The organism is Ferdinandcohnia sp. QZ13, from assembly GCF_031324165.1.
Classification (GTDB): domain Bacteria; phylum Bacillota; class Bacilli; order Bacillales; family Bacillaceae_L; genus Ferdinandcohnia.
The window spans coordinates 102,610-127,677 of sequence record NZ_JAVIVW010000001.1 but is presented as its reverse complement, the minus strand read 5'-3'; the positions used below and the strand labels follow the sequence as shown (position 1 = coordinate 127,677).

At 34.7% G+C, this 25,068-nt stretch carries 26 protein-coding genes; 2 read left to right on the top strand and 24 right to left on the bottom strand.

What is annotated here, in order from left to right; all coding sequences use genetic code 11:
* Window positions 1-326: 326 nt before the first annotated feature.
* The 13 genes from RGU12_RS00670 to RGU12_RS00610 all read right to left on the bottom strand — a co-directional run bounded on the left by RGU12_RS00670 (window position 327) and on the right by RGU12_RS00610 (window position 14,300).
* Window positions 327-536, bottom strand: a complete 210-nt coding sequence (locus RGU12_RS00670) for a hypothetical protein (RefSeq protein ID WP_116350235.1) — start codon at window positions 534-536, stop codon at window positions 327-329.
* 94 nt (window positions 537-630) lie between these two features.
* A complete protein-coding gene (locus RGU12_RS00665; RefSeq protein ID WP_309534341.1) occupies window positions 631-1,008 on the bottom strand; it encodes an SET domain-containing protein in 378 nt (125 codons plus the stop codon).
* A 176-nt stretch (window positions 1,009-1,184) separates the two neighbouring features.
* Window positions 1,185-4,577, bottom strand: coding sequence for a phosphodiester glycosidase family protein (locus RGU12_RS00660; RefSeq protein ID WP_309534340.1), 3,393 nt, complete (start codon window positions 4,575-4,577; stop codon window positions 1,185-1,187).
* Between the two features lie 320 nt (window positions 4,578-4,897).
* On the bottom strand, window positions 4,898-6,271 hold the full coding sequence (locus tag RGU12_RS00655; protein ID WP_309534339.1) for a hypothetical protein: 1,374 nt from the start codon (window positions 6,269-6,271) through the stop codon (window positions 4,898-4,900).
* Window positions 6,272-6,501: 230 nt separating this feature from the next.
* On the bottom strand, window positions 6,502-7,737 hold the full coding sequence (locus tag RGU12_RS00650; protein WP_309534338.1) for an MFS transporter: 1,236 nt from the start codon (window positions 7,735-7,737) through the stop codon (window positions 6,502-6,504).
* A gap of 549 nt (window positions 7,738-8,286) precedes the next feature.
* Window positions 8,287-9,159 (bottom strand): VanY-A/VanY-F/VanY-M family D-Ala-D-Ala carboxypeptidase, encoded by an 873-nt coding sequence (gene vanY, locus RGU12_RS00645; protein ID WP_309536244.1) that lies wholly within the window; start codon window positions 9,157-9,159, stop codon window positions 8,287-8,289.
* Window positions 9,160-9,254: 95 nt separating this feature from the next.
* A complete protein-coding gene (locus RGU12_RS00640; RefSeq protein ID WP_309534337.1) occupies window positions 9,255-10,361 on the bottom strand; it encodes a sensor histidine kinase in 1,107 nt (368 codons plus the stop codon).
* The gene (gene vanR, locus RGU12_RS00635; protein ID WP_309534336.1) at window positions 10,354-11,055 is read right to left on the bottom strand and encodes a vancomycin resistance response regulator transcription factor, VanR-F/VanR-M family; all 702 of its coding nucleotides are present in this window, start codon (window positions 11,053-11,055) and stop codon (window positions 10,354-10,356) included. Before vanR ends, RGU12_RS00640 begins: the two co-directional genes overlap by 8 nt.
* A 176-nt stretch (window positions 11,056-11,231) precedes the next feature.
* Window positions 11,232-11,771, bottom strand: a complete 540-nt coding sequence (locus RGU12_RS00630; protein WP_309534335.1) for a DUF1572 family protein — start codon at window positions 11,769-11,771, stop codon at window positions 11,232-11,234.
* Window positions 11,772-11,859: 88 nt separating this feature from the next.
* Window positions 11,860-12,135 (bottom strand): histidine kinase, encoded by a 276-nt coding sequence (locus tag RGU12_RS00625; RefSeq protein WP_309534334.1) that lies wholly within the window; start codon window positions 12,133-12,135, stop codon window positions 11,860-11,862.
* 603 nt (window positions 12,136-12,738) lie between these two features.
* Complete coding sequence (locus RGU12_RS00620) at window positions 12,739-13,203, bottom strand: spore coat protein (protein WP_116350226.1); 465 nt, start codon at window positions 13,201-13,203, stop codon at window positions 12,739-12,741.
* A 47-nt stretch (window positions 13,204-13,250) separates the two neighbouring features.
* Window positions 13,251-13,568: a hypothetical protein gene (locus RGU12_RS00615; RefSeq protein ID WP_309534333.1), complete on the bottom strand. Its 318-nt coding sequence runs from the start codon at window positions 13,566-13,568 to the stop codon at window positions 13,251-13,253.
* A gap of 306 nt (window positions 13,569-13,874) precedes the next feature.
* Window positions 13,875-14,300, bottom strand: coding sequence for an RND transporter (locus RGU12_RS00610; protein ID WP_309534332.1), 426 nt, complete (start codon window positions 14,298-14,300; stop codon window positions 13,875-13,877).
* A 218-nt stretch (window positions 14,301-14,518) separates the two neighbouring features.
* On the opposite strand from RGU12_RS00610, the gene RGU12_RS00605 reads away from it, so the two are divergent.
* Window positions 14,519-15,220, top strand: a complete 702-nt coding sequence (locus tag RGU12_RS00605) for an FTR1 family iron permease (RefSeq protein ID WP_309534331.1) — start codon at window positions 14,519-14,521, stop codon at window positions 15,218-15,220.
* A gap of 91 nt (window positions 15,221-15,311) precedes the next feature.
* Complete coding sequence (locus RGU12_RS00600) at window positions 15,312-15,935, top strand: LysE family translocator (RefSeq protein ID WP_309534330.1); 624 nt, start codon at window positions 15,312-15,314, stop codon at window positions 15,933-15,935.
* 89 nt (window positions 15,936-16,024) lie between these two features.
* On the opposite strand, the gene RGU12_RS00595 is transcribed toward RGU12_RS00600, so the two are convergent.
* The 11 genes from RGU12_RS00595 to RGU12_RS00545 form a co-directional block, all read right to left on the bottom strand.
* Window positions 16,025-16,525 carry a GNAT family N-acetyltransferase gene (locus tag RGU12_RS00595; protein WP_309534329.1) on the bottom strand — a complete coding sequence of 167 codons (501 nt, stop codon included), beginning with the start codon at window positions 16,523-16,525 and terminating at the stop codon, window positions 16,025-16,027.
* A gap of 120 nt (window positions 16,526-16,645) precedes the next feature.
* The gene (locus RGU12_RS00590; RefSeq protein WP_396232288.1) at window positions 16,646-17,587 is read right to left on the bottom strand and encodes a phosphotransferase enzyme family protein; all 942 of its coding nucleotides are present in this window, start codon (window positions 17,585-17,587) and stop codon (window positions 16,646-16,648) included.
* A 152-nt stretch (window positions 17,588-17,739) separates the two neighbouring features.
* The gene (locus tag RGU12_RS00585; RefSeq protein WP_309534328.1) at window positions 17,740-18,381 is read right to left on the bottom strand and encodes an alpha/beta family hydrolase; all 642 of its coding nucleotides are present in this window, start codon (window positions 18,379-18,381) and stop codon (window positions 17,740-17,742) included.
* A gap of 172 nt (window positions 18,382-18,553) precedes the next feature.
* Window positions 18,554-19,150 (bottom strand): class I SAM-dependent methyltransferase, encoded by a 597-nt coding sequence (locus RGU12_RS00580; protein ID WP_309534327.1) that lies wholly within the window; start codon window positions 19,148-19,150, stop codon window positions 18,554-18,556.
* A 28-nt stretch (window positions 19,151-19,178) separates the two neighbouring features.
* Complete coding sequence (locus RGU12_RS00575) at window positions 19,179-19,748, bottom strand: hypothetical protein (RefSeq protein ID WP_309534326.1); 570 nt, start codon at window positions 19,746-19,748, stop codon at window positions 19,179-19,181.
* A gap of 675 nt (window positions 19,749-20,423) precedes the next feature.
* On the bottom strand, window positions 20,424-20,918 hold the full coding sequence (locus RGU12_RS00570; protein WP_309534325.1) for a phosphoribosylanthranilate isomerase: 495 nt from the start codon (window positions 20,916-20,918) through the stop codon (window positions 20,424-20,426).
* Between the two features lie 85 nt (window positions 20,919-21,003).
* Window positions 21,004-21,819 (bottom strand): lipid II flippase Amj family protein, encoded by an 816-nt coding sequence (locus tag RGU12_RS00565; protein ID WP_309534324.1) that lies wholly within the window; start codon window positions 21,817-21,819, stop codon window positions 21,004-21,006.
* 128 nt (window positions 21,820-21,947) lie between these two features.
* On the bottom strand, window positions 21,948-22,604 hold the full coding sequence (locus RGU12_RS00560) for an HAD family hydrolase (protein ID WP_309536242.1): 657 nt from the start codon (window positions 22,602-22,604) through the stop codon (window positions 21,948-21,950).
* Between the two features lie 214 nt (window positions 22,605-22,818).
* Complete coding sequence (gene thmT, locus RGU12_RS00555; protein WP_309534323.1) at window positions 22,819-23,022, bottom strand: 2-hydroxymuconate tautomerase; 204 nt, start codon at window positions 23,020-23,022, stop codon at window positions 22,819-22,821.
* 149 nt (window positions 23,023-23,171) lie between these two features.
* Window positions 23,172-24,134, bottom strand: a complete 963-nt coding sequence (locus RGU12_RS00550) for a catechol 2,3-dioxygenase (RefSeq protein ID WP_309534322.1) — start codon at window positions 24,132-24,134, stop codon at window positions 23,172-23,174.
* Between the two features lie 339 nt (window positions 24,135-24,473).
* Window positions 24,474-25,001 carry an AAA family ATPase gene (locus tag RGU12_RS00545; protein ID WP_309534321.1) on the bottom strand — a complete coding sequence of 176 codons (528 nt, stop codon included), beginning with the start codon at window positions 24,999-25,001 and terminating at the stop codon, window positions 24,474-24,476.
* Window positions 25,002-25,068: the final 67 nt, after the last annotated feature.

The window sequence follows — 25,068 nt, the reverse complement described above, 5'->3', positions numbered from 1 at the left end:
CTTTATTTAACCTCCTTTCTCATTTTCAGGAAGCGTTTACATTACTTTTGTTACTATCAAATAATAACATTCTAATAACGCTTCCTCATTTTGATTCTACTTAACTATATTCATCATACATATAGGTCTTTCTTACGATACTCTGTCGTAAATTGGACTTTAAGTGAGAACAGGAAGAAAATGATAGATTAGAAGTGCCAATTAGTAGAAAATGCTCAAAAAATGTATATTGTTTTTTCCCCGAATTAAAAAAGGTTTCCTGCGCGTTAGCAGAAAACCTTTTTTGTATTAATTAGTACGAGATTGTGCTCTTCATTCCCTACAATTTAACGAGACGGTTTTGGAGGTTGACACACATCACATTTACGTTGGTTATTATTTTTAAATTTCGTAAATGTTTTTTCAAAATTACTACCACATGCACATTTAAATAGTAACTTTTGTGAAAAACCATGAAATTCCGTCGTAAGCAATTTACTATCCGAATTGTTCTCAACAAATTCTTTGATTTTGCCAATAGTCCATCGTTTATTCATTCTTTGTCACCTCCAGATTTTTGCTGCCTGTAAGATTTTTCGTTGTTGTCCGTTTCATTTTAACTAAAAAATGTAAACACGTGTTGTTATCTAACTAGTCCTTGTTAAACCAGAGTTCATCTTTATTATCCACATCGCCATTGTAGTTAATTAGGATTTCGTCTCCTGCTTTTATGTCTGTATAAGCATAGAAGTCAAATGTGTGATTTTTGAAGTTGATTTCATAAATGCTGTTGGGTTCATAGGAATGGTTAAATAACATTCCATAACCAAGAAGGATTGCCGTATGATTAATCCCATATTCAAATGCATAATCAGCGAGTAATGTTTTCTCAATGTGCTGATGTTGGTCGTTCGGGTATGAAATCACTGGTGCTTCATGGATTAGTTGCCCTTTTTTGATATCAACTGTAGCAAATACCCCTCTATTAAATTCGCCATCACTTAGTGAAGATGTTTTTATTTCGATCATGTTGTTATACCTGCCCAATTTTTTTGATTTTCTTTCTAACTTTACCATTAATCCATAAAAATAAAAACCTAATATGTTTGGGGGCATCTCAAAAATGTGAAAGAGGCTGCAAAAATGCAACCTCTTTTTCAAGATTGTACAAACACTGGGACACTGTACCTGTCCCTCTGTCCCAGTTATTCAATTATAACAGTTTGTGCTTTTGTCATTCCGTTTGCTTCTACCTTTAGAGTTATTCCGCCTGCTTTCAGGGCTTTTAATTCTCCTGTTTCATAATTGAAGAGCGCCGTATATTTACCAGAGGTTTCTGCTCGGGTAAGCTCTTCTCCACTTCCAATCAAGACATTGTCACTACCTTCCCATTGTACGGTTGCAGGATAGCGAAGCGGGAAGTTAAGATTATCTTTTTGGTGACCAGTTGCCTCAATCTTAATGGTCTCTCCCACTTTTACACTTTCTGGTGTTTGAAGGGTAATGTCCAACAATAATGGATTTACTTCTGCTTGAATCCAATCTGTACCGGAAACTGCACTTCTTCCATTTGATTGTTCAGGCCCTTTAGCCTGAGCAGGTACTGGATTTGGATCTACACCAAACATCGTCCATTCATAAAAACCACCTGCATCAGATGAACCGTATGGCGCCTTTCCAGAAGGACCAACCACCATGTATGGAACACCTTCAACACGTTCTACATTTACAGTATGAGCATGTCCACCGATAAAGAGTGCACCTTTTCTTCCTGACGTTTGACGGAATTCCGTTAAAAATTGTTCAAGAAGATTGGATTCTTTCCGGTCACTAAGCTGACTATTTTTGGTTGGCAGTGGATCACGTGTTGGATGATGTGCCATTACAACTACGTTTTTCACATTTGGATCCGTTGCAGCTTCTGTTAACGCCTTTTTAAGGTCAAGCAGCTGTTGGAAATCGCTTGTCCGGAAACTTCCAGTCGAAGAATCTAGTAAAATAAATCTTGTACCTTTATGGTCAAATGTATAACGATTATTTTCATAGACTTCTAGGAAGTTATCTAATGTACCTGGTCCCATGATTTCGTGGTTTCCTGGAATGTAATAGATTGGTAGTTTATCTCCTACTTCTTCCTGCAAAATTTGCTCGGCGAGTTCAAAGTCTTCTTCCCATGCTGTATCTACTAGGTCCCCATTGATGACAAGGAACTCTGGATTAGCAGCTACGATTTGCCTTAAAGATTCTCGAGCCATCTGTACTTGTGAACTATTTGGAGACTTAGCTACAAACTGACTGTCTGCAAGTACTGCAAATCTCCAACGACCTTTTTCTATCTCCCCATTTTGGATAATAAGTGGATCTGGATTTTTCGGTTGTTCAGGAACATCAATTGAAGTCGGAACTTTAACAGTAACATCATCAAACACCAGTTGACCTGAGTATTGTTCGTTTTTGTTTGTTTCAACTGGATAGATTCTCCAAAGCTTTACTGGATATCGTACGCCTTCAGGTACTGTTGCTTCAACATACTTCCATCCTGTCCAATTCACCTGATCCGCTAGTGTTAGTGTATATCTTGTGTTTCCAGCATCCTCTATAACAGTACGAAGCCAAGCACCGTTTCCATCCCCTTTTACCCAGAGGCCGATTTTCTGTACGTCACCAGGTAACTCAATCGTTGGTGATGCTTGTAAATAAGCTGCACGGGTAGCCGTTGATGTTGAAAAATCATATGCTAACTCGATCCCTTTTCCATTCCTACCATCGACATGCCTCATACTAGCTCCAACTTCACTTGGATATTTTGTAAATGACCAACCAGCTATATCTTCAAAATCATCAACGTTCTTTGTTGCAAGACCAATTGTTACTGGAAGATATGCAACCTCATCTTTTGCTGTAATTGTGATTAGCGCAGAATCGCCATCTTTTTTAGGTACTACTGTAAAGCTACCATCAACATTTTCCATGATGGATATGACCGTTTCATCATATTCTAAGCTCACATCTCTAGCTTCGATTGGTGCACTGTACCCGTCTTTGTCAAAACCGGTAACGGAAAAACGAGATTGTTGTCCCATTTCAAGACTTAATCGTGCGTCCGAAGCTTCTATTCGATTTAATTCACCTAGAACTGAAATCTCCATGGAACCCTTTGAAGATTTCACTTGGGCCTGCGCAATCGCATTTCCAGCCTTTTTCGCGCGGAACACTCCATCTTCCTCAAATGCTCCAACATCTGCTGGAAGTGCCTGCCATTTCATTTCACCAACTGAAACCGGAGAATAATTTTCATCATGACCTAAACCAATGAAAGTTCTTGTGAATCCTGGGAATACACGTTTGCTCTTGTCTGACTCAAATACCGTATCAACTGCAAAGCTCTTTAATTCTCCGCTTCCAGCTTTTGCAAAAATTCCTATTCCATTTGGCACAGACCGTTCAATGCCATCTGAAGGTTGATTCACAGCCTTCACTTCATCTGTGCCAGTTTTTCGAGCAACCATGGTTGTGGATCCTCCACCATCAAGGTTTAAGGCATAATGTGCGCCATGTTCCTTCATCAATTCCGCTAACTCTTTGAAGGTCATCCCACGACTATCTGTTTGACGTCCATCAATTGCTGCAAGAATCATGGTTTTACGATCTTCAGTAAATCCAACTGCAGTTCGAGGAGCGGATGTCGTATCGTCTAAGTTTGAAATAACTTCTCCATTTTCAATAAGCTTGATATTTCCTCCAACAGCAAAGGAAACATCGATGTCAGACTTTGGAGCGTATTCCACAGTTACTTCATCACCAACGGATAATGCCGTTAAGACCTCTGCTCCCTTTTCTCGTCCAACCAGTACAAAAGCATTTTCAGAAATTGCGCCACTTCCAGCTCCTTCTGAAACGGAGGCAACTTTTCCATCCACAACGATTACCTCATACAACGGACTTCCAGCTTGAGAACGCTCAGCAGTTCCCCAGACAGATGTGTATAGACCGATACCATCCTTTGAAATTCCGTATTGATTGAGGGCATCGAGTTTAATTTCTCCGTTTGGTAGATTTACCTTTCCATCTAATAGAATGGTAGAAATATGACCAAGACCGTTTTTATCTACATTAGCTGTTAATGTGTGCCCACCTTGAGGACCCTTTACAAGTTTCCCTTCACTAACGACAGTTCCTAAAGGAGCCTTCGTATTGTTAATATCGAAAAAGTCTCCATTTACACCCGCGATTGCACCTGCTTCTTTTGCCATTACAGACAACGGTTTAGCTGAAGAAACACTGCCTGGAAAAAGTAAGTCTGTTGAAATACTGTCATTTCCAAGGTTTATGGTCATAATTTCTCCATTTAACCACCCTCGAGCATCAAATCGTTCAAAACTAGTAAGTTCTACCCCTGGGCCAATCGGTGTTGTCGATTGATTTGAAACAAGCGTTTTGCCAGCTGGACCAACAAAAATAACGGGTTCAGTTCTGTCTGATGAGGTTGACCGAGCTTGGGCGACATCTGATGGTTGATTTTCAGCATGGACAGTTGGTGCTAATGATACCGTAATCGCTGAGGCCATTATTACATTTCGCCACCATTTTACATTCATTCGTTAATCTCCCCTCTACTAAAATAAAATTTTACAATATAAGGAATATTCTTGAAGTGTGTTTTCATTATATCAAGAATCTCTTAATAGAATAACTACAGATTATTAAGCCGTTATTGATGTAGTATTAAGTTTTATCAGGAAAAAAGTAGGGAATTTGTTTACAAATGGAAGGGTTTTCTTTTAAAAACAGGTCTAAGGTTTTAGGAATCAATTAAAATGATTCTATTGATTTGAAGGGATTTATTTAATAAACAGTAAAAAAGACCTGAATATTTTTAGATTCAGGTCTTTAGAAAATAAAATAAAAGGTTATGTTTTTACAATAACAAATAGGCTACTAATGTCCCAATTACCCACATACCTATTGCAAATGGCATATTTTGAACGGTTATACGATAAGGGCTTTGTCCTGTGCCCATCGCTGTTAAGGTGACGAGTAACCCATACGTTCCTACTGTGAAGGTTGCAACTGATCCTGTGATTAACACAAGAGCAATACTAACAGGATTCATTACGTCTAATAATGGAGTAATGATTCCTGTTAAAATTCCAACCGTGGCAATTGGATGGATACCGAACATACTTAGTAAAACAAAAATAACTTGAATTAGGAATAAGATGACCATTGGATATTCAGAAACATATGACAGTGGTTTTTGAATCGCTTCCAAAAATGCTGTATCTCCTAAACTAGTAGAAAATAAAGAAAGTGAGATAAATAATACGATAAAATTCTGCATCGTATTGGTCTTTTCTTTCCAATTATTCCACCCAATAGTCCAAAAGCTCCTTCGCCTTTTCATTAATAGAGACCATATGAAGGCAAATGGGAAAATAAGAATGGTAACGGTTAAAATAAAACTTAAGTCAAACAGATTTCCAATCATAATAACCAGGGTTAAGAATAAGATGAGTGCAATGATGAACTGCATCATTTTTTTACCTATTACTTTTTTATCAATCATTGATTGCCTATTCAGATTTGATTCTTCAAATTTGTACTTTTTATAATAAATGCGTCCGAAAATTGAGTCTAATAGATAGGCAGCAACTGCCATCAAAATGAGCCATGGTAAGATTGTGACATAATCAACACCTGTAGCAAATATTGAAACAGCGACCATAATCTCCAACGGGCTCCACAGCAATGCCAATGAGTAACCTCTTAGGGATGCTGTTGTAATAAAAGAATTACGAATCTCTTTACTAAAAGAGGCCAAGGTGCTTTTGAGTACATCTTGTGAGATCGTGGCAGCTGATAGATTAAGAAAAGCTGCAAGAATATGCGTCGTTAATGAACTCCGCGGATATAATTTACCAAGATCAGATACATTCACTTTCATAAGCAGATTCAAATTCCGGTCAAATCTTCCACTTCTTACAATGCTGTTCATCCAAGGTAGCATCGCTAAAAGCGTTAATAATGATAGATTTGAAGTTAGTAAACTAGGAATGACATGAAGCAAATGACCAGTCGAAATAAATAAATATCCCCCTATTGCCAAAAATGTTCCTCCTAGAATCTTAAAAAGCCCCGATGCCAAAGGAAATGACACAATCAGCATGAAAATCGCAAGAACTCCAAGTATGTAATTGATTGTCTCGCTATCTATAAAAACATTAATCGTATGGAGCAAAAATACGGATGCATAAAATAAATAAAGATAGCGGACCAATGGGTGTTGTTTCATTTCTTCCTCCTACAAAGATGTATAAATCAAACATTAAAATTATAGCATAGCAGGAAAAAACTACAAGTTTTCTCACCCATTGTCCTTGTGGGCGTCAGAGGCTGTAGTTACAGCTCCCTACTATTTATTAGTTGGCACTATTCCCTTTTCGATAACAAATTAAAAACACCTCTTAGTTGTGTTTCTTTGTAAGCGTTATCAAAAATATAAATCTATGCTTCCTTTTCATCTCATTTTACTTCATAAATACTATCCATTTTTTCATTCTTTTTTAACCGATGTAATCGAAGCATCGATATAAATCCGAGAATAGGTCCAGGTAAAAGGATCAAGAATGTAAATTTCCAGCCAAAGATTGATTCAACAAATGGCACGAGAAAAATCACAATAATTGTAAGTACATAGCCGATAGCCAACTGTATGGTTAATGTTGACCCTACATAACGCTGGTCTGTATGCTCTGTTAGTAAGGCAGAAAACTGAGCTGAGTCCGCAATAATACTTATTCCCCAGATTACTCCGAATATAGAAACAATCCATGGTGAACTCCCAAAGAAGAATCCAATGAAAAGTGCAATTGTTCCGGAAATCCCTAGGGACCATAGTGTCACTTGTTCCCGCCCAATACGATCGGCGAAAACTCCACCAAACCAAGCACCTAGCAATCCAGAGCCTATCACAATAAATGTGACGAGCGAAGCGGCAGATGAAGAATCATTCATCCCACTTGTTCGAAAGCTCTCTGTTAAAAACAATCCAAACCACGACCACATCGCATAAAGCTCCCACATATGACCAAAGTATCCGAAGTTTGCAAGTCTGACCTTTTGATTTTTAAAAGCTCGTGGGATTGCGTTTGGATCAAAGGTTCCTACAGGTAAAGGAAAAGGTCCAACTTTCACAAAAAGCAATAAGGTTCCGGATAAAATTGAACACACACCCGTAGTCAATACCACTAGCTCCCAGGAGGAAAAACCAAATCCTTTGAACAAATGGGGACCGGCTGAACCAATTGTTAATGCGCCCACAACCACCCCCATCGCCGTACCACGCCTAAGTTGAAACCATGTAGAAACAAGTTTCAAACCTGGTCCGTATACTCCAGACAGGGCAACACCCGTACAAAAGCGGAAAACCAATGCAACAACCAAATTTTCTGCAAGTATAGCAATTAGAATGGTTGAGATACCCGCTAGCATGGCAGACCAAAAGCATAAAATATGTGGTTGAATGCGATCTGGCAGATTCATAAATGCCGAAACCAATGAGCCAACAATAAAACCAAAATTGACCATAATTGTAATATAGCTGATCTCACTGCTGCTTAAGTCCCACAAGTCAATTAAAGTTGGTAACACAGCTGTCATTGAAAACCAAGTTGTCATCGCGCCAAGCATGGCAAGAGAAATCAATAAAAGCTTATTGGTATGCATTTTTCCGAATTCGACAGAATCAGTCTTATTCATAGAATGAAGCAGTAAATGGAACCGCCTTACCCTTTAAACATTGTCCATCAACTTTAGTTAGAATCGCCGTTTCGATCTTACAAAATCTCACTTTCCAAGGAATCGTTGACCTAAGTTTCATCTCTTCTAAATACATCATGTCCCCCCTCAATTCGTTCCTATTCAGAGCAGGTCTCATATCAGATGTGTTCTTGTGTATTCGTTCATTCCATTGAATAGTTACATTATACATTATTTGGTAAAGTAGAGTTTCATGATTAAGTGGAAAAAATTAAATTCACAAAGTTTTGCGGATGTTCAGTTCTTTTATTAATTTTGGTGCATATATAGGGATTTGCTCATTTTTAAACTTGTCATCCATTAAAAGATGAATTTACAATTGAAGGTAATGTAGAAAGTAAAGTGTCATTGCATGAGAATCAGGTCCTATAAAACCAGATATAAAAAGAGACTGCAAACATCAATCTAATTGTTTGCAGTCTAAACATCAGGGGATTCCAAACCTCATTGACACCAACTCTGATGCTTTATTATTTGTCACGATTTGAGTTACAATTTTCGATCGAAAACAGTCACAATTACACCATCTATATTGTTACCCGAAATCTCAAGGTACCGATTTTCCGGTACGTTAATCGTCGTACTTTTAGAAATAGGATAATATGAAATTGTATAATTTTCCCCATCTAAACTTGCGGAAATCTGTTTTTCTTCTTTTAGATATGTTAAATATTCTTCTAAAACAAAATTCTTTTCCTTCATAATCGCACTATGTGGTAAACCAACATAGCGGATATGCCACGGTTCATATTGAATTCCGGTAATGTCCATTTTATTCTCAGGATATCGTAGAATAAACCCATATTTCCATGCATTTTTTTCGATCCACTTTCCTTCAGGTGCTTCAGCCATCATCATTTGAGTAGATCCTATATCCAATGATAAACCTAGATTATGTTCGCTGTGGCCGGCAGGTAAAGCATAGGCAGAACCCTTATTTAGATAAAGTGCACTTTGTTCCTCAAAATCTCGAAACCCACTAGTAATGACAAAATTACTCACACCTTCATTTTCTGCAGCAAGAACCATTTCTGAAAATTTACGTGCGATTTCCTTTGACAAATCAATGTCGCCATTTAATAATTCGTATCCTTCCAAAAATTCATTCTGTGTATATAGATTGATGACATCGGACTTAATACTCTCATGGTGAACCGGATAATCATTGTTGACCAATAGCAAATTTCCTTGATAGATTTGGTCTTCTTTAATCTCTAAACGTTGGATGTTTACGGAATTCACTCTATTATCTTGTTGGTTAACATGTTGTATAACCACTTTTGGTTCAGAATATGGATCAAACTTTATGTATAGTAAACTCATGCACGATAAAAAGACTAATAAAAAACCCCACTTCTTCATTTTCACAACTTCCTCCTTATTCTCCTTTACACTAAAAGAATAAGTAAAACTGTTTAAAAAAAGAGTAGGGTAAATCTTAAATTTTTCTTAAATGTTTATTGAATAGGTTCATTTTCCATTGGTATTCGAACTTCAAAAATGGTCTGGATTAAACTGCTTTTTGCTGTAATCACTCCATTATGCTGTTCCACAATATTCTTTGCGATGAACAAACCAAGACCTGTGCTATCTTCTCGATGAGTTCGTGCTTTGTCTCCGGTATAAAACATATCAAATATATGTGGCAAATCATCAGCTGGGATACTGTCTCCATAATTCACAACTTGAACAACCACTTCCTCTTCATCAATAAAACCATTAATATCAACGTACTGGCCATCATTTCCATAACGAATGGCATTAGTCAAAAGATTTTCAAACACACGTGCAAGCAAATCCCCATCACCCAAAATCAGTAACTGGGACGTACAATTCATCCGAGCCATTAAATGATTCTTTTCGAAGACAGGATACAATTCTTCGTTTAATTGATGAAGTAAGTCCGCTACATTTATTTTCTTTTTGTGGACTGGAAGCATTCCGTAATTCATTCTTGTAATTTCGAATAACTCTTCAATTAACCTTTCTAAACGTTGAGATTTCGTAAAAGCAATCGATAAAAAATGCCTGATTTGTTCTTTAGTCAAGCCTTCATCCTTAAGGAGCAAGTCCAAATATCCTAAAATAGAGGTAAGTGGAGTGCGCAAGTCATGAGCTAAATTTACGACCAATTGATCCTTACTGCTTTCTGAAAAATCTCCTCTTTGAATTGCTTCTTGTAATTTTTCACTTGCCAAATTAATATCACGTGCAATGTCCCCAAATTCATCATTTGAACGGATATGTACCTTGTGGTTAAAATCTCCTCGGGCAAGGAAGTAAATCCCGTTTGAAATTTCTTTAAAATAAGTAGAATATGGCTTAGTAAGGAAAAAGAAAAAAAGGAATGAAAGCAAAATAAAGATAATAAAAAAGAGAGTAAAGTCTCCGAATCTAGCTATAACTAATCGAAACTGAGCCAAAGGTTCTCCATATTGGACATTCGTATGATAATAATATTGCAGACCTTTAAAGAGTAGATACGTGATAAGACCAGAAAGAAACATACTTAAACCCAATAACATTAGCATCTTAGAACGAAAATTGAACACCATTTTAACCATTGAATGAATACCCTACTCCCCATACTGTCTTAATCCATTTGTCCTTCCGTTTATCTTCTTCAAGTTTTTTCCTAAGTGTGCGGATATGAACCATAACGGTATTCCCACCTTCATAATACGCTTCGCCCCATACATTTTGAAAAATATGTTCCACACTAAATACTTTCTTAGGATGGCTCGCAAGTAAGTACAAAATATCAAACTCTTTCGGGGTAAGCTCGATGCTTTTATCATATAAAGTAACTGTGCGTTGGTCAGGAGAAATAACTAATCCACCATATTCCACACTGGTAGTATGATTTGTATTTGGTTTATACTGATTGAGTTTCATGAAACGCCTGAGCTGAGCATTTACACGAGCAACCAATTCGATTGGGGTGAATGGTTTCGTCATATAATCATCTGCTCCAATGACTAGTCCCTGTACTTTATCAAAGTCCGATGCTTTCGCACTTAGAAAAATGATTGGCATATTATGTTTTTCGCGAATGCGACGGGTTACTTCAAATCCATCCATTTTTGGCATCATAATATCTACTATAAGTAAATCTATTGGTTGATTCTCCACAACAAGAACAGCCTCTTGCCCATCTGATACTGTAAAACACTTGTATCCTTCTTTTTCTAAATGGATCGCTACCAAATCCGCAATTTCCTTCTCATCATCCGCAACTAATACCGAAATATCTCTCATCTTCCCACTCCTATGTAAAATGAACATAATCTAAATTCCATTTTCTATTTATTTATTAAAAGGTCATATTGTTAAACATCTGTTAATACGGATAAAACCAAAAAAAGTTCCTAAAAAAAACCATCAACTGATGGTCGTATTTTTTTATTCGCTTTGAGTAGCTTTTTACTTTTAAACTAATGATTTTTGTGTTTGTTAAGCATTTCCTTTAAGTATTCTTCGGATTCTCCTCTTGGGATGCTGAGGCTCTCCCAAGAACTATCTTTTATTTGCTTACCAATATAAACAATCTGGCCGACATGATAAGCGTAATGGGCCACTTGCCTTTCAATGGCCTCTAGAACCAAATGACGCTCTCCACGAATATAAATATGTTTTAATAAATCTTGTTCACTTAAATTAGTTAGGGCATTAATTAAGACTTCCCACCCTTTTTCCCAGACAGTTATTAACTCTGATTTCGAGGATATATCATCTAAAAATTCCCAATCACGTTTTCTATATGGTTTTTCCCCGTCTGATGTTAAAAAGTCGCTCCATCTTGAAACCATATTACCGCTTAAATGCTTTACTATGATTGCTACACTATTGGACTCGTTATTATAGGCCCAATGGATTTCTTCTTCCGATAACTGAATCATTGTCTTCTCTCCAAGGCTTTTTACCTCTTTAAATTTTTCAATGACAATTCTCAAATATTCGCTTCCAAGATTCACAGTCATCCCCTCCAGATTTAAAAACGGCTTCCTTTATATAAATTACAAACTTGAACCCGCTCATGAAAAAAATTCCAATTTATTCAAGTTATGTTCCAAAGTTCCCAAATAACATCATACTTATAACAATAATAAATAAGATGACTAATCCGAACATACCAAGAGTTGAAATGGATAAAGCAATTGTTTTTAATCGTCCTTTCACACTAAATATTGCAGTAATGAATGAACCTAGCAACAGTCCTAATAATAACAACAGGTCTAAAGATTCAGGTAAACGATCCAATACATGAGGAAAAATAATTGCTAATAATACAAAAATCACAATCAAAACCAATGAAATGAATCCAAGATATTTTTTCATCAAATCAGCCACACTCTCAATTACAAATAACTATGTAAGTAACCCTCTAATTTTGGTATTACCTTCGTTACTTCGTCGATTAATATCAAAGGTTATCTGGGTCGAAATGATTGATAAAACAGCCAAAAGAAGGAAACCGATTAGTAGAGTAAATAAGCCCGTTACCTCATAGTGAGGTAAGAAATAGGTAAAAATAAATTTATATATTTTTAGATATATGAAAAAAAATACGATTGCGGTGATTAGAAACAATATTCTTTTCATCATTGTTAATATCCACAAAGCCCTATCCCTTTTTCTAAATATTAACACAACATATTATGTAAGTAATCTACTCGTTCGAACATTTTTTCTAAAAAGGCGGTTCACCTTTACATGGGCACTAATTTGTATGTTAATAACCGTAAATTTGCTTATAAACATAGTTATAATACGGAATAGAGGTGCAAATGAGTTTCCTATTTGCACCTCTAAAAGATATTCTTAATATCTCATCTGAACCCGCTAATTAGTTTATCCATCTCGAAAAATTTCTTCAAAAAAAGTGGCTAATTTTAATGTCATGGTTTGACTCATTATCATAGAATAGTAGCAGGAGAGTGATTAAAGGATATTAACTTCAACTAATAACGCAAGTAAAACTTGAAGTAAAAGTTGTACGTTCACAGCAACTTGCGTGTCAGTTGTTGTAACATTAACATTTCTTGAGTTTTCGATGACAGTCTTTTGGCGAGAAATCTGTCTGTTTCTAGATGCTTGTAGTAATTCCTGAGTCACTCTCTGAGCTTGTGAGCTATCAGCAATTGAAATACTTACAACTACAGCAATTGCAGCTTGTAAAGCAGCTTGTAAATTTAATGCCGCCTTTGTATCTGTAGTTGTTACAGTAACATCACATGAATCTTTAATAAAAATTAATTCCTCATTGAACTGTAAATTATCTGCTGCTTGAGTCGCCTCCTGAACGATTTCTTCATTGTTAATATTGCATGGGTGTTCAGAACTTGGATCCAATGCAGACCATTTATTTTGATCTGCAGTATTGAAACGATAAGTTTCTTGGTTCATAATCATTTTCCTCCTTGATTTTTTAATTAATTTGAAAGGTTATTATGTTATTTCAATTTACGATTTTGACCTGTTGATTTGTTTGTAACAACTGATTTATAAACTTTTGGTCTATTTGTATTTGTATCTTCAACCATTCCTGTATCTGGATTTACATCATTTTCTGTTAAAGTTGTTTGTGTGTTATTCAAAAATTGATGAGTTTGCTCTTGTAATTTTCGAATTGTATTTCGAAGTTCTTGTTTTTGATTCCTTGAAACATTAGGTGTACTTAATTGAACGCCATGTTTATTTAAAATATTTTTAACAAGCATGTTTGTGAGTTTTTGCTGCGAATCTTGTAAGTCTTTTGGATTTACCCCCATTCTCAACCCTCCTTTAATCAATTACACAATGCTACTATATGTAAATGTCACGTTTAGTGTATAAGTCATACGTGGAATTTCCTTATATTTATCCTAAATAGGTATTTGTTCAGACATATGAATGACATTTAATATTCACTAAAAATTGGGTTTAAGTGAATGTCTTTTGCTATATAAAAGTACCTTAAGCTGTTCTTAAGTAATTGCTCTAAATGAAAATAAGCGATAATCCTTCTGGACTATCGCACCATTCGTAAAATGTGGTTATTGTGTAAAATGCATTATTCTTTTACAGAGCAAGCTTACTTAACTTTTATTTACAGTTTTTCGCCGTTCAATAAGATTAGCCACAGAATACGAAATCATTAAAGCCACACCTACTAGGAGAGCGGTAAAGAAACCCAGCATGCCTACCGCCCCGACCCATCCAATCGTGAATGTAAGAAAAAATAATACATAACAAAAACCAACCAGAATAATTGCAATCGGAACATTATATGGATAGAGGCGTTTCCAGCTTCTTACTAATAAAGCTGAAATGATCAGTATGGCAATCGAGATCATAATATGCAACGATCCCCATCGGAATCCTGCACGAGACTGCGCATCTTCTCCAAATCTAGGTGTATGGTTAAGGTCATAGAGAGTGGTGTAAGCTGTAATAATCGCCGTAACTATTGCAAGTATGAAAATTGTCCAGTTTATAGCTTTTATGTATTCTTTTTTGTTCATTTGATCCCTCCTACCTGTTCTTATTCAACAAAATAATACTAATTTCCTTTATTATCCACACCCAAAATTATTCTGTACCTTTCTCTTTTACTTTTATATTACTGGGAATTTAAAAAATATACAGTTTTGCTTTATTTACAATTGACAGTGAGAATGATTATCATTATTATTGTATTTAGTGAAAATGATTATCAATTTTAATAAAGGAGTGCTTTTTTATGTTAGATTCTTTATTTTTATCTTTCCGTGAAGGACTTGAAGCAGCGTTAGTTATCGGAATCATCCTTATAACTTTAACGAAACTTGGCCGAAACCATCTAACTAGAGTTGTAGTGTCAGGTACAATTGCAGGAGTAGTAGGAAGTGCAGTACTTGGATTTATCCTATTTCAGTTTGCTCAACGTATTTCTCATGAAGCTGAGGAAATTTTAGAAGTTTCCATGATGTTAGTTGCAGCTGGACTGATTGCCTACTTTATTTTATGGTTGCACCGCAATCAACATGTAACAACACAGATAAAAGAACAGGTTGCCAAGACAAAATCAGGAATTGGATTATTTCTATTAGCGTTTTTATCAGTGGCGCGTGAAGGAATGGAGCTAGTTATCTTTAATTTAACCCAAGTAACTGAAGCAGCAAGCACGGTTGTTTTAGGAAGTTTTATTGGAATCATAGCGTCTATCCTGGTAGCTATCTTACTATTTAAAACAACCATAAAATTAAATCTAGGCTTTATTTTTAAGGGGTTAGGACTCATTCTTATTTTCATAGGTGGTGAAATGTTTGCAGAAGGGATTATAGAACTTATTTCTGTAGAAACTGAAGCCCTTGAAATTGGATTAATGGTAGCATTCATTCTTCCTTCATTTTACCTCTTATTTAAAAATGATTTTGCGAAATTCAAGAAAGAAAATGCCTAAATCTACTCATAAAAAGGCCAACACTAGTTATGCTAGATCTATATGTATGTTATGTTAAAATAAACCAATAGTTTATTAGAGGAGGGATGACGTGGATTACCTTTCTGTTATATCGTTTTTGGGTGCAGCCATCGTTCTTACGATTATGCCAGGACCTGATAACTTATTCACTTTGGCACAGAGTATAGCTAAAGGAAAAAATGCAGGGATTTTTACAACACTTGGGCTTTGCACAGGATTATTGGTACATATTACAGCTGCAACCATAGGAATTTCAGCTGTTATTTACAAATCTGCTTTTGCATTCACCTTCGTAAAATACGCAGGAGCAGCATACTTATTATTCTTAGCATTTAAGTCTTTCAGAGAAAAAGCATCGAGTTTTAACCTTCACAATGAGGACACCTTAGACTACAAATCTTTGTACAAAAAAGGGGTTATTATGAATCTATTAAACCCAAAAGTTTCATTGTTTTTCCTAGCATTCTTCCCACAATTCATTAACTATGAGAATGGGCATGTTTCCATTCAAATGCTTATTTATGGAATCCTCTTTTTAGCGCAAACGTTAGTCATTTTTTCTTTAATTAGTATATTTGCTGGCAAAGTAGGTTATTTCTTACGTGAAAATCCGACCTTCTCTAAAAAGATTAACTATATTCAAGGGTCTCTATTCACCCTTATCGGATTAAAAATTGCATTTAGCCAAAAATGACCCTTCATTGAGCGAAGAAAACCCTGTTCTACTATTAGGACGGGGTTTCTTAACGAGAATATTTGTTTAACCACATTATTCACTTTTTATCACAAAGCCTTACCCATAATCACATATGGAGAATCATTTTTACTTGGTATAAAGGGTTCCTTAACAACCACCCATCCCAATCTTTGATACAAACTACGGGCAGAACGATTATCTACTTGAGTAGTTAGAACAGTGGTCTTATTCGTTACTTCCTTTAGTAATTCATGAATGAGAATTGTACCGTAACCCTGGTTTCTATGGTTAGGATGCACAGCTAATTCAACAAACTCAAAACAATCTTCAAGCCATTTCTCGTACGCAATTGGCCCAAGTTCATTTGCGAGTATATTGTGATAATATTGACCTGATCGTGATATATAACCATAAGAAAATCCTATAATTCCCTCATCATTTGACTTCATTAGATATCCCCTAAATCCGTCGTAATTTATATGTTTTTTCAATCGTTCGATTATGGATTGATTCCACACTTCTCTATATAGACCATCAATGGCTGCCAGTAAGTGTTCATCTCTATCTACTTTTACAACCCTTACCACCTTATTCCCTCCATCTATTTTTCTTAGAAAATAATACTTCACGTTGTTCAAAATGCATTTTAATAATCATTATGTAATTGTACCTTTTACTCTATTATCAAATGACATGAACTATTTGGGCTACGTGATTGGAATCGAATGATTTTGTTCAAGCCTCATTCTATAATGGTTCATTATTCTTATCTGTTCTTCAGTCAACTTCTCTTTATTCCAATACATATGCATTAAACTGTATTCAAATATCTCCTTTAGTTTAATAAATAGGGGTAGTCTTTCTAGCATTTCCGAGGATATGTCATTTTCCTCTAAGTATCCTTCTATGATTGCTTTTGTGATTTGACGTCCATACTCAACAATACTACCTCCACCAACAAACGAATACTCTAACGCACTGTAAATGGGAACTGCTAAATCAAAAATATAAAAATGTTTCTCACAATCTTGAAAATCAACCATTCCTAAATTGAAATCATTATCAACCAATATATTTTCTAACCATAAATCGCCATGTAACAATCCATAATTCGTATCATTTTTCGGGATATTTTTTATCGTTAACAAAACATCTTTTGCAAGATCTCTTATCGCCACTTCTTCTTTAGGAATATATTTGAGAAAGGCGTATTCCTCGTTATCATGCCAATCATTAATATATCTAACTCTATGTATCCTTTCATACTTCTTCGATAAACGATGTAATTTACCTATTTGTCGACCCAATTCTTTTAATACGTTTGCATTCCATTGATTTCTTTGGAGATGTACACCAGGAACTGGTTTATAAAGAACTGTTAAAATTTCTTTGTGACCAAGAGTTATCTTTTCTACAACATTACCATTTAAAGACGAGATTGTTGGAGATACACCCAATCCCTCTTTATGTAGAAAATTTGTATAATTCACTTCTTCTAACTGTTCATCAAAACTTTTATAGTTTGTAATTCTCGCAAAATAATAACCTTCATCAGAAGTACACCGAAACATCTCGTTTGTTACCGATTCAACTTTTATTAAATTCACAGGATAAAATTTGTTAAGTAGTTCAAGTATTTCTTGTACCAAAATAATTCTCCCTCTCTCTATTTCTGTTTTAAGTAGAAATTAAGTTAATAAAGTTTTTAACATGCTTTTGTAAAATAAACTCTGCAAAAATAGAGTTAATCCTTTTAATCGGATCAACTAACCGTTAGTACAATAGAAATAAAGACATCCTTTTATGGATGCCCGTTCAATTTTAAAAACTCATTCATATCAGAAATTACATCTTTTAATAGATCAATAGATTTTATTGGTTCTTTCTCAAGCTCTAAACCATGATTTCCACCCTCTAGTACTTTTAATGTAAGATTATGATTATTTGTCAACCTTTCAAAGCGTTGCTCAATGAAACAAGGATCTTTATCTCCTATAATACAAAGTCCCTTATTATTACAATTGGCCATAGTCTTAAAGACCTCATCATTTTGTAATATCGGAGTCAACCATACTACTTTTGCTTCTTGTAACCTTGTATTATTTAAAAGATCACTTAAAGCTTTTGTTCCTATTGATTTAGCCACTATATAATAATTACTATAATTTTTGCTCTTTATTGCATTGTCAATTGCAAGTTGTACATCTCTTTTGAAATCTTCAATACTTATATCAGATAATTCTTGCCTATTATAAGAATAATTTATATGTAAAACATCAAAACCTTTCGTATAGAATAAACCTGTGGTAAAGTGTAACAATGGAGCCTGGGTTGTGTAACCAGCCCCTGGTAACACAATAACTAAACTATTTACTTCTTGTTTTTGTTCAATTAATCTAAATGGGATACTTTTCGAACCAAGCACTTTTTTATTCGTCTCCATTTTCTCACTCCCTATGGTTTTCTACTTTTGTATTCTTTACTATAAGCAAAAATTCCTTCTTCAAAAATGACTGCTTATAAATATCATAGCTCTTCATTAAAAGCTTCATACCAAAACTCAGATCCCTTGTTATGAATGTTTTCTACTGTGTGTAAAAAACAAAAAATAAGAATCATTTAATACAGGTGGATATAAATATGGATGCATCTTGATTCATAAAAATACGAGTTCCTTGATAGAATGTCTTCATTTCAATTGATTTAAATCCAACCTCTGACAATCTTTTTTTCAACTCATTGTGTAAAAACCCGTTATGTACTTTTGGATGATTTATTCGATCGTTCTTATCAAAATCAATAATAATTAGTTTGCCGCCATCATTCAGAATACGGAACAGTTCTTGTAAAATTTTGTCTGTGTCCGGAATATGAAGAAGGACAAGTGATAGTAAAACGATGTCAGCCTTAAGTTCAGGAGTTTCCTGAGTAAAATCTGAATAAAGTACGTTGGAGTTGGTGATTCCTTTTTGAGATATTTTAGTTTTCGCAACCTCCAGCATTTGTTTTGTCGAATCTACCAACAAAATGGAATCGACTAGGTCTGATATTTCTAAGCTGATTAGACCAGTTCCACTTCCATAGTCTATTAACGATTTTGATTTACTATTTTGTAACTCCGATCTTACTACCTCAACGATCACTTTAGCGAGTTCAATTCTTTCTCTTGTATCATATCGATTTGCCAAATCCTCAAAAATGTTATTTTCCATGTTTCAAACTCCTATAAATTTATATCAATCAAGGTAAGTATTTTTCTGTAATTAAAATGGCCTTTTCATCTACAATATGGAAAGTAAATAAACGATGATACTCGTTTATTTTGGACTGTAATTCTTCTACCAATACTTTTTCTGAATTTAAACCATCTAATGTGTAAATGAGAACATCATTACTTAGCGCAATATCTATATATCCTTTCTTTTCGATTCGATAATTATTGGGGGAATTATTATCATCCAACATTTCTATTAATTGAACACGTATGCTGTTTTTAGACTGGTGACTTTGGGATTCTTCGATGTATCCTAATTTTACTTCCAATTCTGGAATATGATTTATAATATGTTCCACTTGAAGTAACCGGATTTCAAGTTGATCATACACGTCATTATTATCAGTTGAATCAGATTTACTTAAACTCTGAAACTCCATCTGCATTTTTTCAAGTTCATTTATCCGTTTTTCCAGATGTAATAATTTATCATCATTTAGTATACTAGCGTTATTTACTTTCTGGATATTCTCAGAATTCATGCAGCCTGCTACAAAAAAAAGAAACAAAACAAAGAGTAAATTTGTTTTTTTCATTCAATTCCCTCCTCGTAATGAAAACCTATAAACACCGAAAGTTTTATCCTGCAAATATCAAAATATCACGGTTGTTTTATTTTTTAAATATTCCGAACTATTTATCCGCAACTATCTTTCTTCCTTGAAATCATAATTAAAAGTAGATAGATCTTTTAATTCATGTTTTTCATAATTCAAAAGATATATAATATAATCTTACTCATTTGATCGAATATTTGTATAACCTAGTTTAATCTCTATAAAATAATTCTAATGTTGAATGTCTACTAGCTTAATTGAACTGAAATCGACATACTCATTGGCACGTTCTCACTAGATGCTCAAAGGAGTTAAAGGCGTGATCTCGTTTCAACCGATGGTTTTATATAATATGAACTCTGTGAGAGTATAAACAGTAATCTTCATTTATGTTTATATATAGTGTCTTCCAACTTATAATTTGAAGTTGTACTGTTCTGTACGTTTACTGTATTTGATTTATTAATGTTTTTCTTTCGTCTCCAATCAATAAATAAAGTAAACACCAAAATTCCTAAAATCAAAATGACAACCCACCACATATCTTTTTCTCCCCATTCTGTTAAACGTTACTGTAATGATAGATCACTACCTTCAACAAAAGTAGTCAAAATGAAAACGCGAACCCGCTTATGCAGGAAAAGGGTCAGCGTATTAATCCATACTTTTTAGAAAGTCAATTTTTTTACGATCTTTGTTATTATTTTTATCTGCTCGGTAACTGTCCTTCGATGAAGCCTCGTAAACAGATAGATATTGCTTAGGATTTAGCAAATAATACTTTACCTCTCCCTTTTGATGTAATTCTAATTCCTCTAATGCTACCCCTGCAAAATCCGGTAATGTGTCAGTAATACCAAATTCCACGGATAAACTTTCCTTAGAAAACTCATGCTCATGCAAATCAATTAGGGTAAATCCCATGGAATTCATGATATTCATAATTTTATCCCAGTTAAATATAGATAGTTCAGGTGGTACCTCCCAGCCTCTTCTGTCACCAGGTACATGAATATCTAAGTCTTGGGCATTCCAACTCTTTCCTGTAACGATTTCTAAACCTACTGACCCCATGAGCAATGGAATAATTTCAATATCATTTAGTCTTTTTGCAATTTCAATAAACTCATTAAACTTGTTAGTACCCATTGGTCCCCCACTTTTCCTGATTACTCCCTTATTCCATCCACAAACCAGCATTGTTCGTAAAATACCGCTTAAAATCTCGGAACATCTACACGATAAATTTTGTAAACCATGCTATGTATCTTGCTCCCCAAATGAACAAAAATTGAGCAAGTATTGTACCAAGCAACCTTGAAGTTACCATCATTAACGACATAGTCTTTAATTTATTGTAACTCCCACGTTGATTAACAACATCGTCTGCTATTACAGATAATTTAGGATCTATAAAGATGACTAAAAGGATTGTTGCAATCCCATTTATTAAACCTGATGCCATAATAGCGGTAGAAGCTCTTTCTGGAGCCAATAAAGCTGCATATAATGCAGATAAAACACCGATTGTATAGATAGCTGTAATTATCATATTTATAAAAAATAATCTAATGGGCATATCTTTTATTCTTGTATCCTGCAAGTAAGTAAACTTAGGTAGACTAAAATGTGTTATGCCACGCTTTATGTACTGTAGAGAAAATATCCTTTTTATTAAAGAAGGTACAGAACCTCTTTCCTCTGATAAATGGATGATTGCTCTTGAAAATAAAGCAATAAAAGTTGGAAGGAGAATGATTCCAAATACTGTTCCAGCTGTTGATGCACTAATGAGTATTCGAAATTGGGCTTCAACAAACTGCAAAGCGTTCTCTTTTGGAGCATTATCAATTAAACTCCCGGTGAAGGGTTGTTGCATCATGTTTGCCAATCTCGAAAAGATTACCATTATGTTAAAGAGTGATAAAGCTGAGGCAATCAGCTTTACCCTTGCACCTGATAACCTCACAGCATAAGCTAGTGTTTCAATCGAATGGATAATAAAAATAAACAATGCTATAAATAATACTTTTTCAGTTACGAACTCCATCTTGTTACCTTCTTTTTAAAATTAAACTGGTATCTTATTTTACTATAAATATAAAAATCTCTCTTTTGTATGATTCTGGCCTTTCGTTATTTTAAAAATTGCAAAGTGTAAAAGCTTGATTTTGTCTTTTATGCCAAATAACTTAATAATCTATCAAAAGAATGAATCTCGGTATATGGTTTTATATCGGTTTCATTTTTGGTCATATGAGGATTGAACCATATGCCCTTCATATTTGCATTTTGACAACCTCCAATATCCTTTACTATGTTATCTCCTACGAATAATACTTCTTCCGGTCGCACGTTAAGCTTATGTAATGCTAATTCATATATTTGTTCGTTAGGTTTACTAAATCCCACTTCTTCAGAAATAATGATTGTATCAAAACAACGATTTAAATGAGTGTTCATTATTTTTGCTTTTTGTCTCTGTGTTGAGCCGTTTGTTATAATTCCTACCTTAACATGCATCTTTATAGTATTTACGATATGTATAGTATTTTGGTCTATAGAGAAACATTGCGGAAAATTTTCATTCCAAAATTCTTGAATGTCTCTGCGAGGCAATCTAACTTTTGGATGGTATTCATCAAAAAAAGATTCCAACACTTTTGTTTTATCACTATCGCCATAGCTTCTTTTATCATATTCTTTGAATGATTGTAACATGTCGTTTTTTGTTTGCTGTTTCGGAGCCCCATAACACTTTTCTAAAATCTGTAGAAACATTTTTTCTACTGCCTTATCCCTATTAAGTAAGGTATCATCTAAATCAAATAGCATTGCCTTATAACGTCTCAAATAAATTCACAACCTTTCTCACTTTAATATTATCATAATATTCCAAGTTTTTTCCAAAAAAAGAAAGACCATCATTGATGATCTTTGCAGAATCTATGTCATTTGAAGTTACTGTTTTTATTTATGTATAACATAGATTGCGCTATTTGATTCAATAGTTAACTTCATTTAATAGTTATAGTTGTAGTATTCCCGATCATTCATTACTCTTTTGTGTTCGCTTTTTCACGGATTCTCCGGCAATCCCCCAATGTTCTGGAGGCATTTCATTGATCATAATACGGACATTTTCAATTGGAGACTCTAATACTTCAGATACTAACATAGAGACTTCTCGAATTAATCGTTCTTTTTTCTCTGGCGAACGCCCTTCAAGAATATTTATCTGTACAAATGGCATGATTGAAGCTCCTTTCTTCAATACATAACATAATAGTTTGCGAGGTTATAAGTAACCATAACAACTATCGTCATACATATTAATTATTTGAAATTGTATGGGTTTATGATCTCCAAATGAAAATTTGTCGTTTTAACATTCGTTTTCCTTTACTTCACTTTAACTGATGATCGATCAGGTGTCCCATATAGGAAATATTCTTGAGGGAGTGGTGAACCATACCAAATGATCCCCTTATCCAATTCTTCCTCTTTCCAGGTAATTGTTTTCCAATCTGGATCCAATATTAAGTAACCGGAATCTCCAAATAACTCGACACGGTTTCCACCCGGCTCAAAAACATACATAAAGTACGCCTGACTTATCCCGTGTTTTCCTGGACCTGCTTCGATTTCTATACCGTTTTCAACTAGTAAATCCGCTAAATCCATTAAATGTTGAGGATATCCATACCAATAAGCAACATGATGGAATCTTCCTTTTTCACCACTTTGGTCCCCCATAAGCGCTATTTCATGTACTAGTGGGCTAACACTCATCCATGCACCCATCTCGGCCCCATCATTCATGATAATATTTTCACGAAGCTTAAAACCTAATTCGTCTGCCATGAACTGTTTATTTTGTGTGACATTTCCACACATTAAATTAATATGATCTAAACGCCTTGCTGGAATTCCGATATTCGGTCTCTTTTGTGGGCGACTCTTCAGCATTGTCTTTTGATCTTCTGGAGCTTGGTAATACTCAACATTCCAAAGAATTTCCATATTATGTCCATCAGGTGTTTGGAATTGATATGCAGCCCCATGTCCAAGGTCTCCTTCAATCCAACCCTTCCCATATCCACTTTTTTCAAGGGATTGAACTCTTTGATACAATGCAGCTTCAGAGCTAGCCCTCCAGGCAGTATGTGCCATACCCGCTTCCTTTGCTTCTGTGATTTTCAATGTATGATGATAGAAATCTTCATAGGCCCTTAAATAAACAGACTGCCCTTCTCTTGCACTAATTTGCAAGCCAAGATAATCTGTAAAAAACTTAAGTGTCTCTTCAGGCTTTGGAGAATACAGTTCTACATGAGCTAATTGGGCTACATCAAAATTTGACATAATAAAACCTCCTGGTTATAAAAATATTTTTATTAATAAATACATATATCTGTTCATCATGTAGCTCATCATACACACTTGAAATTAAACGGGCGTAGTCGGTGACTTCCTTACCTTCTATTCTATTATCAAAAAAGCCCCCCTTTATAGGAATACAAGATAAATATGTAAAACGCTTACAATTACTTATTATAGAATTATATTACACAATATTAAGAATATATTCAATTATCAATTATTATGAGAGTTTCTACTTTTATATTCTATAAAAGTTTACAAAAAAAAACGGGTAGTATCCCGCTTTTCATATATTTCAAATTTAATACTATTATTTTTTCATCAAAGGTTTAGCTTTTCTTTTATACTGTCAATAATGACGTTAATGCTACCCTTTTCAGTGTCTATGTACTCTCCAAAGTCATTTTCATTGTAGGCTTCCAAACATTTCTCCGTTTGTTGAAAACACCAATTTCCTTCTTCCTCACCACGGTACCTTAACCGATCAAAAATAGTTTGTTTACTTGCTGTTAAACAAAAGTGATACGTTTGCTCATCAATACTTTTGAACCCATTAAAAATGTAATGAAAATAATCAGGTTTTCGAATCGTCATTGGTACCAAAAGATTCATCTTATATTTTGAGTTTATACGTTTTGCCACCTCAACAGTTAATTCTCTCCATAAATACAAATCTTGAAAATCGCCTGTCGCAGCCTCGAATCTCTTTATTTCTTCTGGAACCACATTTCGTAACATAAAACCAATTTCTTCTGGGTCATATACCATACTATTTTTTATTTCTTTCTGAAGCTCATTTGCAATTGTAGTTTTCCCAACACCAAAGGCTCCGTTTATCATTATGATCATTTTGTTCCCCTTTCAAAGAAACTTACTCAGCTAGCAAAATGATGCCACTTCTGTTTATTTCATATCT

What these genes read in the sequence shown, in the direction of transcription:
- RGU12_RS00670 (WP_116350235.1), bottom strand. Translation starts at nt 536, where the DNA reads ATGAATAAACGATGGACTATTGGCAAAATCAAAGAATTTGTTGAGAAC.
- RGU12_RS00665 (WP_309534341.1), bottom strand. Translation starts at nt 1,008, where the DNA reads ATGATCGAAATAAAAACATCTTCACTAAGTGATGGCGAATTTAATAGA.
- RGU12_RS00660 (WP_309534340.1), bottom strand. Translation starts at nt 4,577, where the DNA reads ATGAATGTAAAATGGTGGCGAAATGTAATAATGGCCTCAGCGATTACG.
- RGU12_RS00655 (WP_309534339.1), bottom strand. Translation starts at nt 6,271, where the DNA reads ATGAAACAACACCCATTGGTCCGCTATCTTTATTTATTTTATGCATCC.
- RGU12_RS00650 (WP_309534338.1), bottom strand. Translation starts at nt 7,737, where the DNA reads ATGAATAAGACTGATTCTGTCGAATTCGGAAAAATGCATACCAATAAG.
- vanY (WP_309536244.1), bottom strand. Translation starts at nt 9,159, where the DNA reads ATGAAGAAGTGGGGTTTTTTATTAGTCTTTTTATCGTGCATGAGTTTA.
- RGU12_RS00640 (WP_309534337.1), bottom strand. Translation starts at nt 10,361, where the DNA reads ATGGTTAAAATGGTGTTCAATTTTCGTTCTAAGATGCTAATGTTATTG.
- vanR (WP_309534336.1), bottom strand. Translation starts at nt 11,055, where the DNA reads ATGAGAGATATTTCGGTATTAGTTGCGGATGATGAGAAGGAAATTGCG.
- RGU12_RS00625 (WP_309534334.1), bottom strand. Translation starts at nt 12,135, where the DNA reads ATGAAAAAATATCTTGGATTCATTTCATTGGTTTTGATTGTGATTTTT.
- RGU12_RS00620 (WP_116350226.1), bottom strand. Translation starts at nt 13,203, where the DNA reads ATGAACCAAGAAACTTATCGTTTCAATACTGCAGATCAAAATAAATGG.
- RGU12_RS00615 (WP_309534333.1), bottom strand. Translation starts at nt 13,568, where the DNA reads ATGGGGGTAAATCCAAAAGACTTACAAGATTCGCAGCAAAAACTCACA.
- RGU12_RS00610 (WP_309534332.1), bottom strand. Translation starts at nt 14,300, where the DNA reads ATGAACAAAAAAGAATACATAAAAGCTATAAACTGGACAATTTTCATA.
- RGU12_RS00605 (WP_309534331.1), top strand. Translation starts at nt 14,519, where the DNA reads ATGTTAGATTCTTTATTTTTATCTTTCCGTGAAGGACTTGAAGCAGCG.
- RGU12_RS00585 (WP_309534328.1), bottom strand. Translation starts at nt 18,381, where the DNA reads ATGGAGACGAATAAAAAAGTGCTTGGTTCGAAAAGTATCCCATTTAGA.
- RGU12_RS00580 (WP_309534327.1), bottom strand. Translation starts at nt 19,150, where the DNA reads ATGGAAAATAACATTTTTGAGGATTTGGCAAATCGATATGATACAAGA.
- RGU12_RS00575 (WP_309534326.1), bottom strand. Translation starts at nt 19,748, where the DNA reads ATGAAAAAAACAAATTTACTCTTTGTTTTGTTTCTTTTTTTTGTAGCA.
- RGU12_RS00570 (WP_309534325.1), bottom strand. Translation starts at nt 20,918, where the DNA reads ATGGGTACTAACAAGTTTAATGAGTTTATTGAAATTGCAAAAAGACTA.
- RGU12_RS00565 (WP_309534324.1), bottom strand. Translation starts at nt 21,819, where the DNA reads ATGGAGTTCGTAACTGAAAAAGTATTATTTATAGCATTGTTTATTTTT.
- RGU12_RS00560 (WP_309536242.1), bottom strand. Translation starts at nt 22,604, where the DNA reads ATGCTATTTGATTTAGATGATACCTTACTTAATAGGGATAAGGCAGTA.
- thmT (WP_309534323.1), bottom strand. Translation starts at nt 23,022, where the DNA reads ATGCCATTTGTACAGATAAATATTCTTGAAGGGCGTTCGCCAGAGAAA.
- RGU12_RS00550 (WP_309534322.1), bottom strand. Translation starts at nt 24,134, where the DNA reads ATGTCAAATTTTGATGTAGCCCAATTAGCTCATGTAGAACTGTATTCT.
- RGU12_RS00545 (WP_309534321.1), bottom strand. Translation starts at nt 25,001, where the DNA reads ATGATCATAATGATAAACGGAGCCTTTGGTGTTGGGAAAACTACAATT.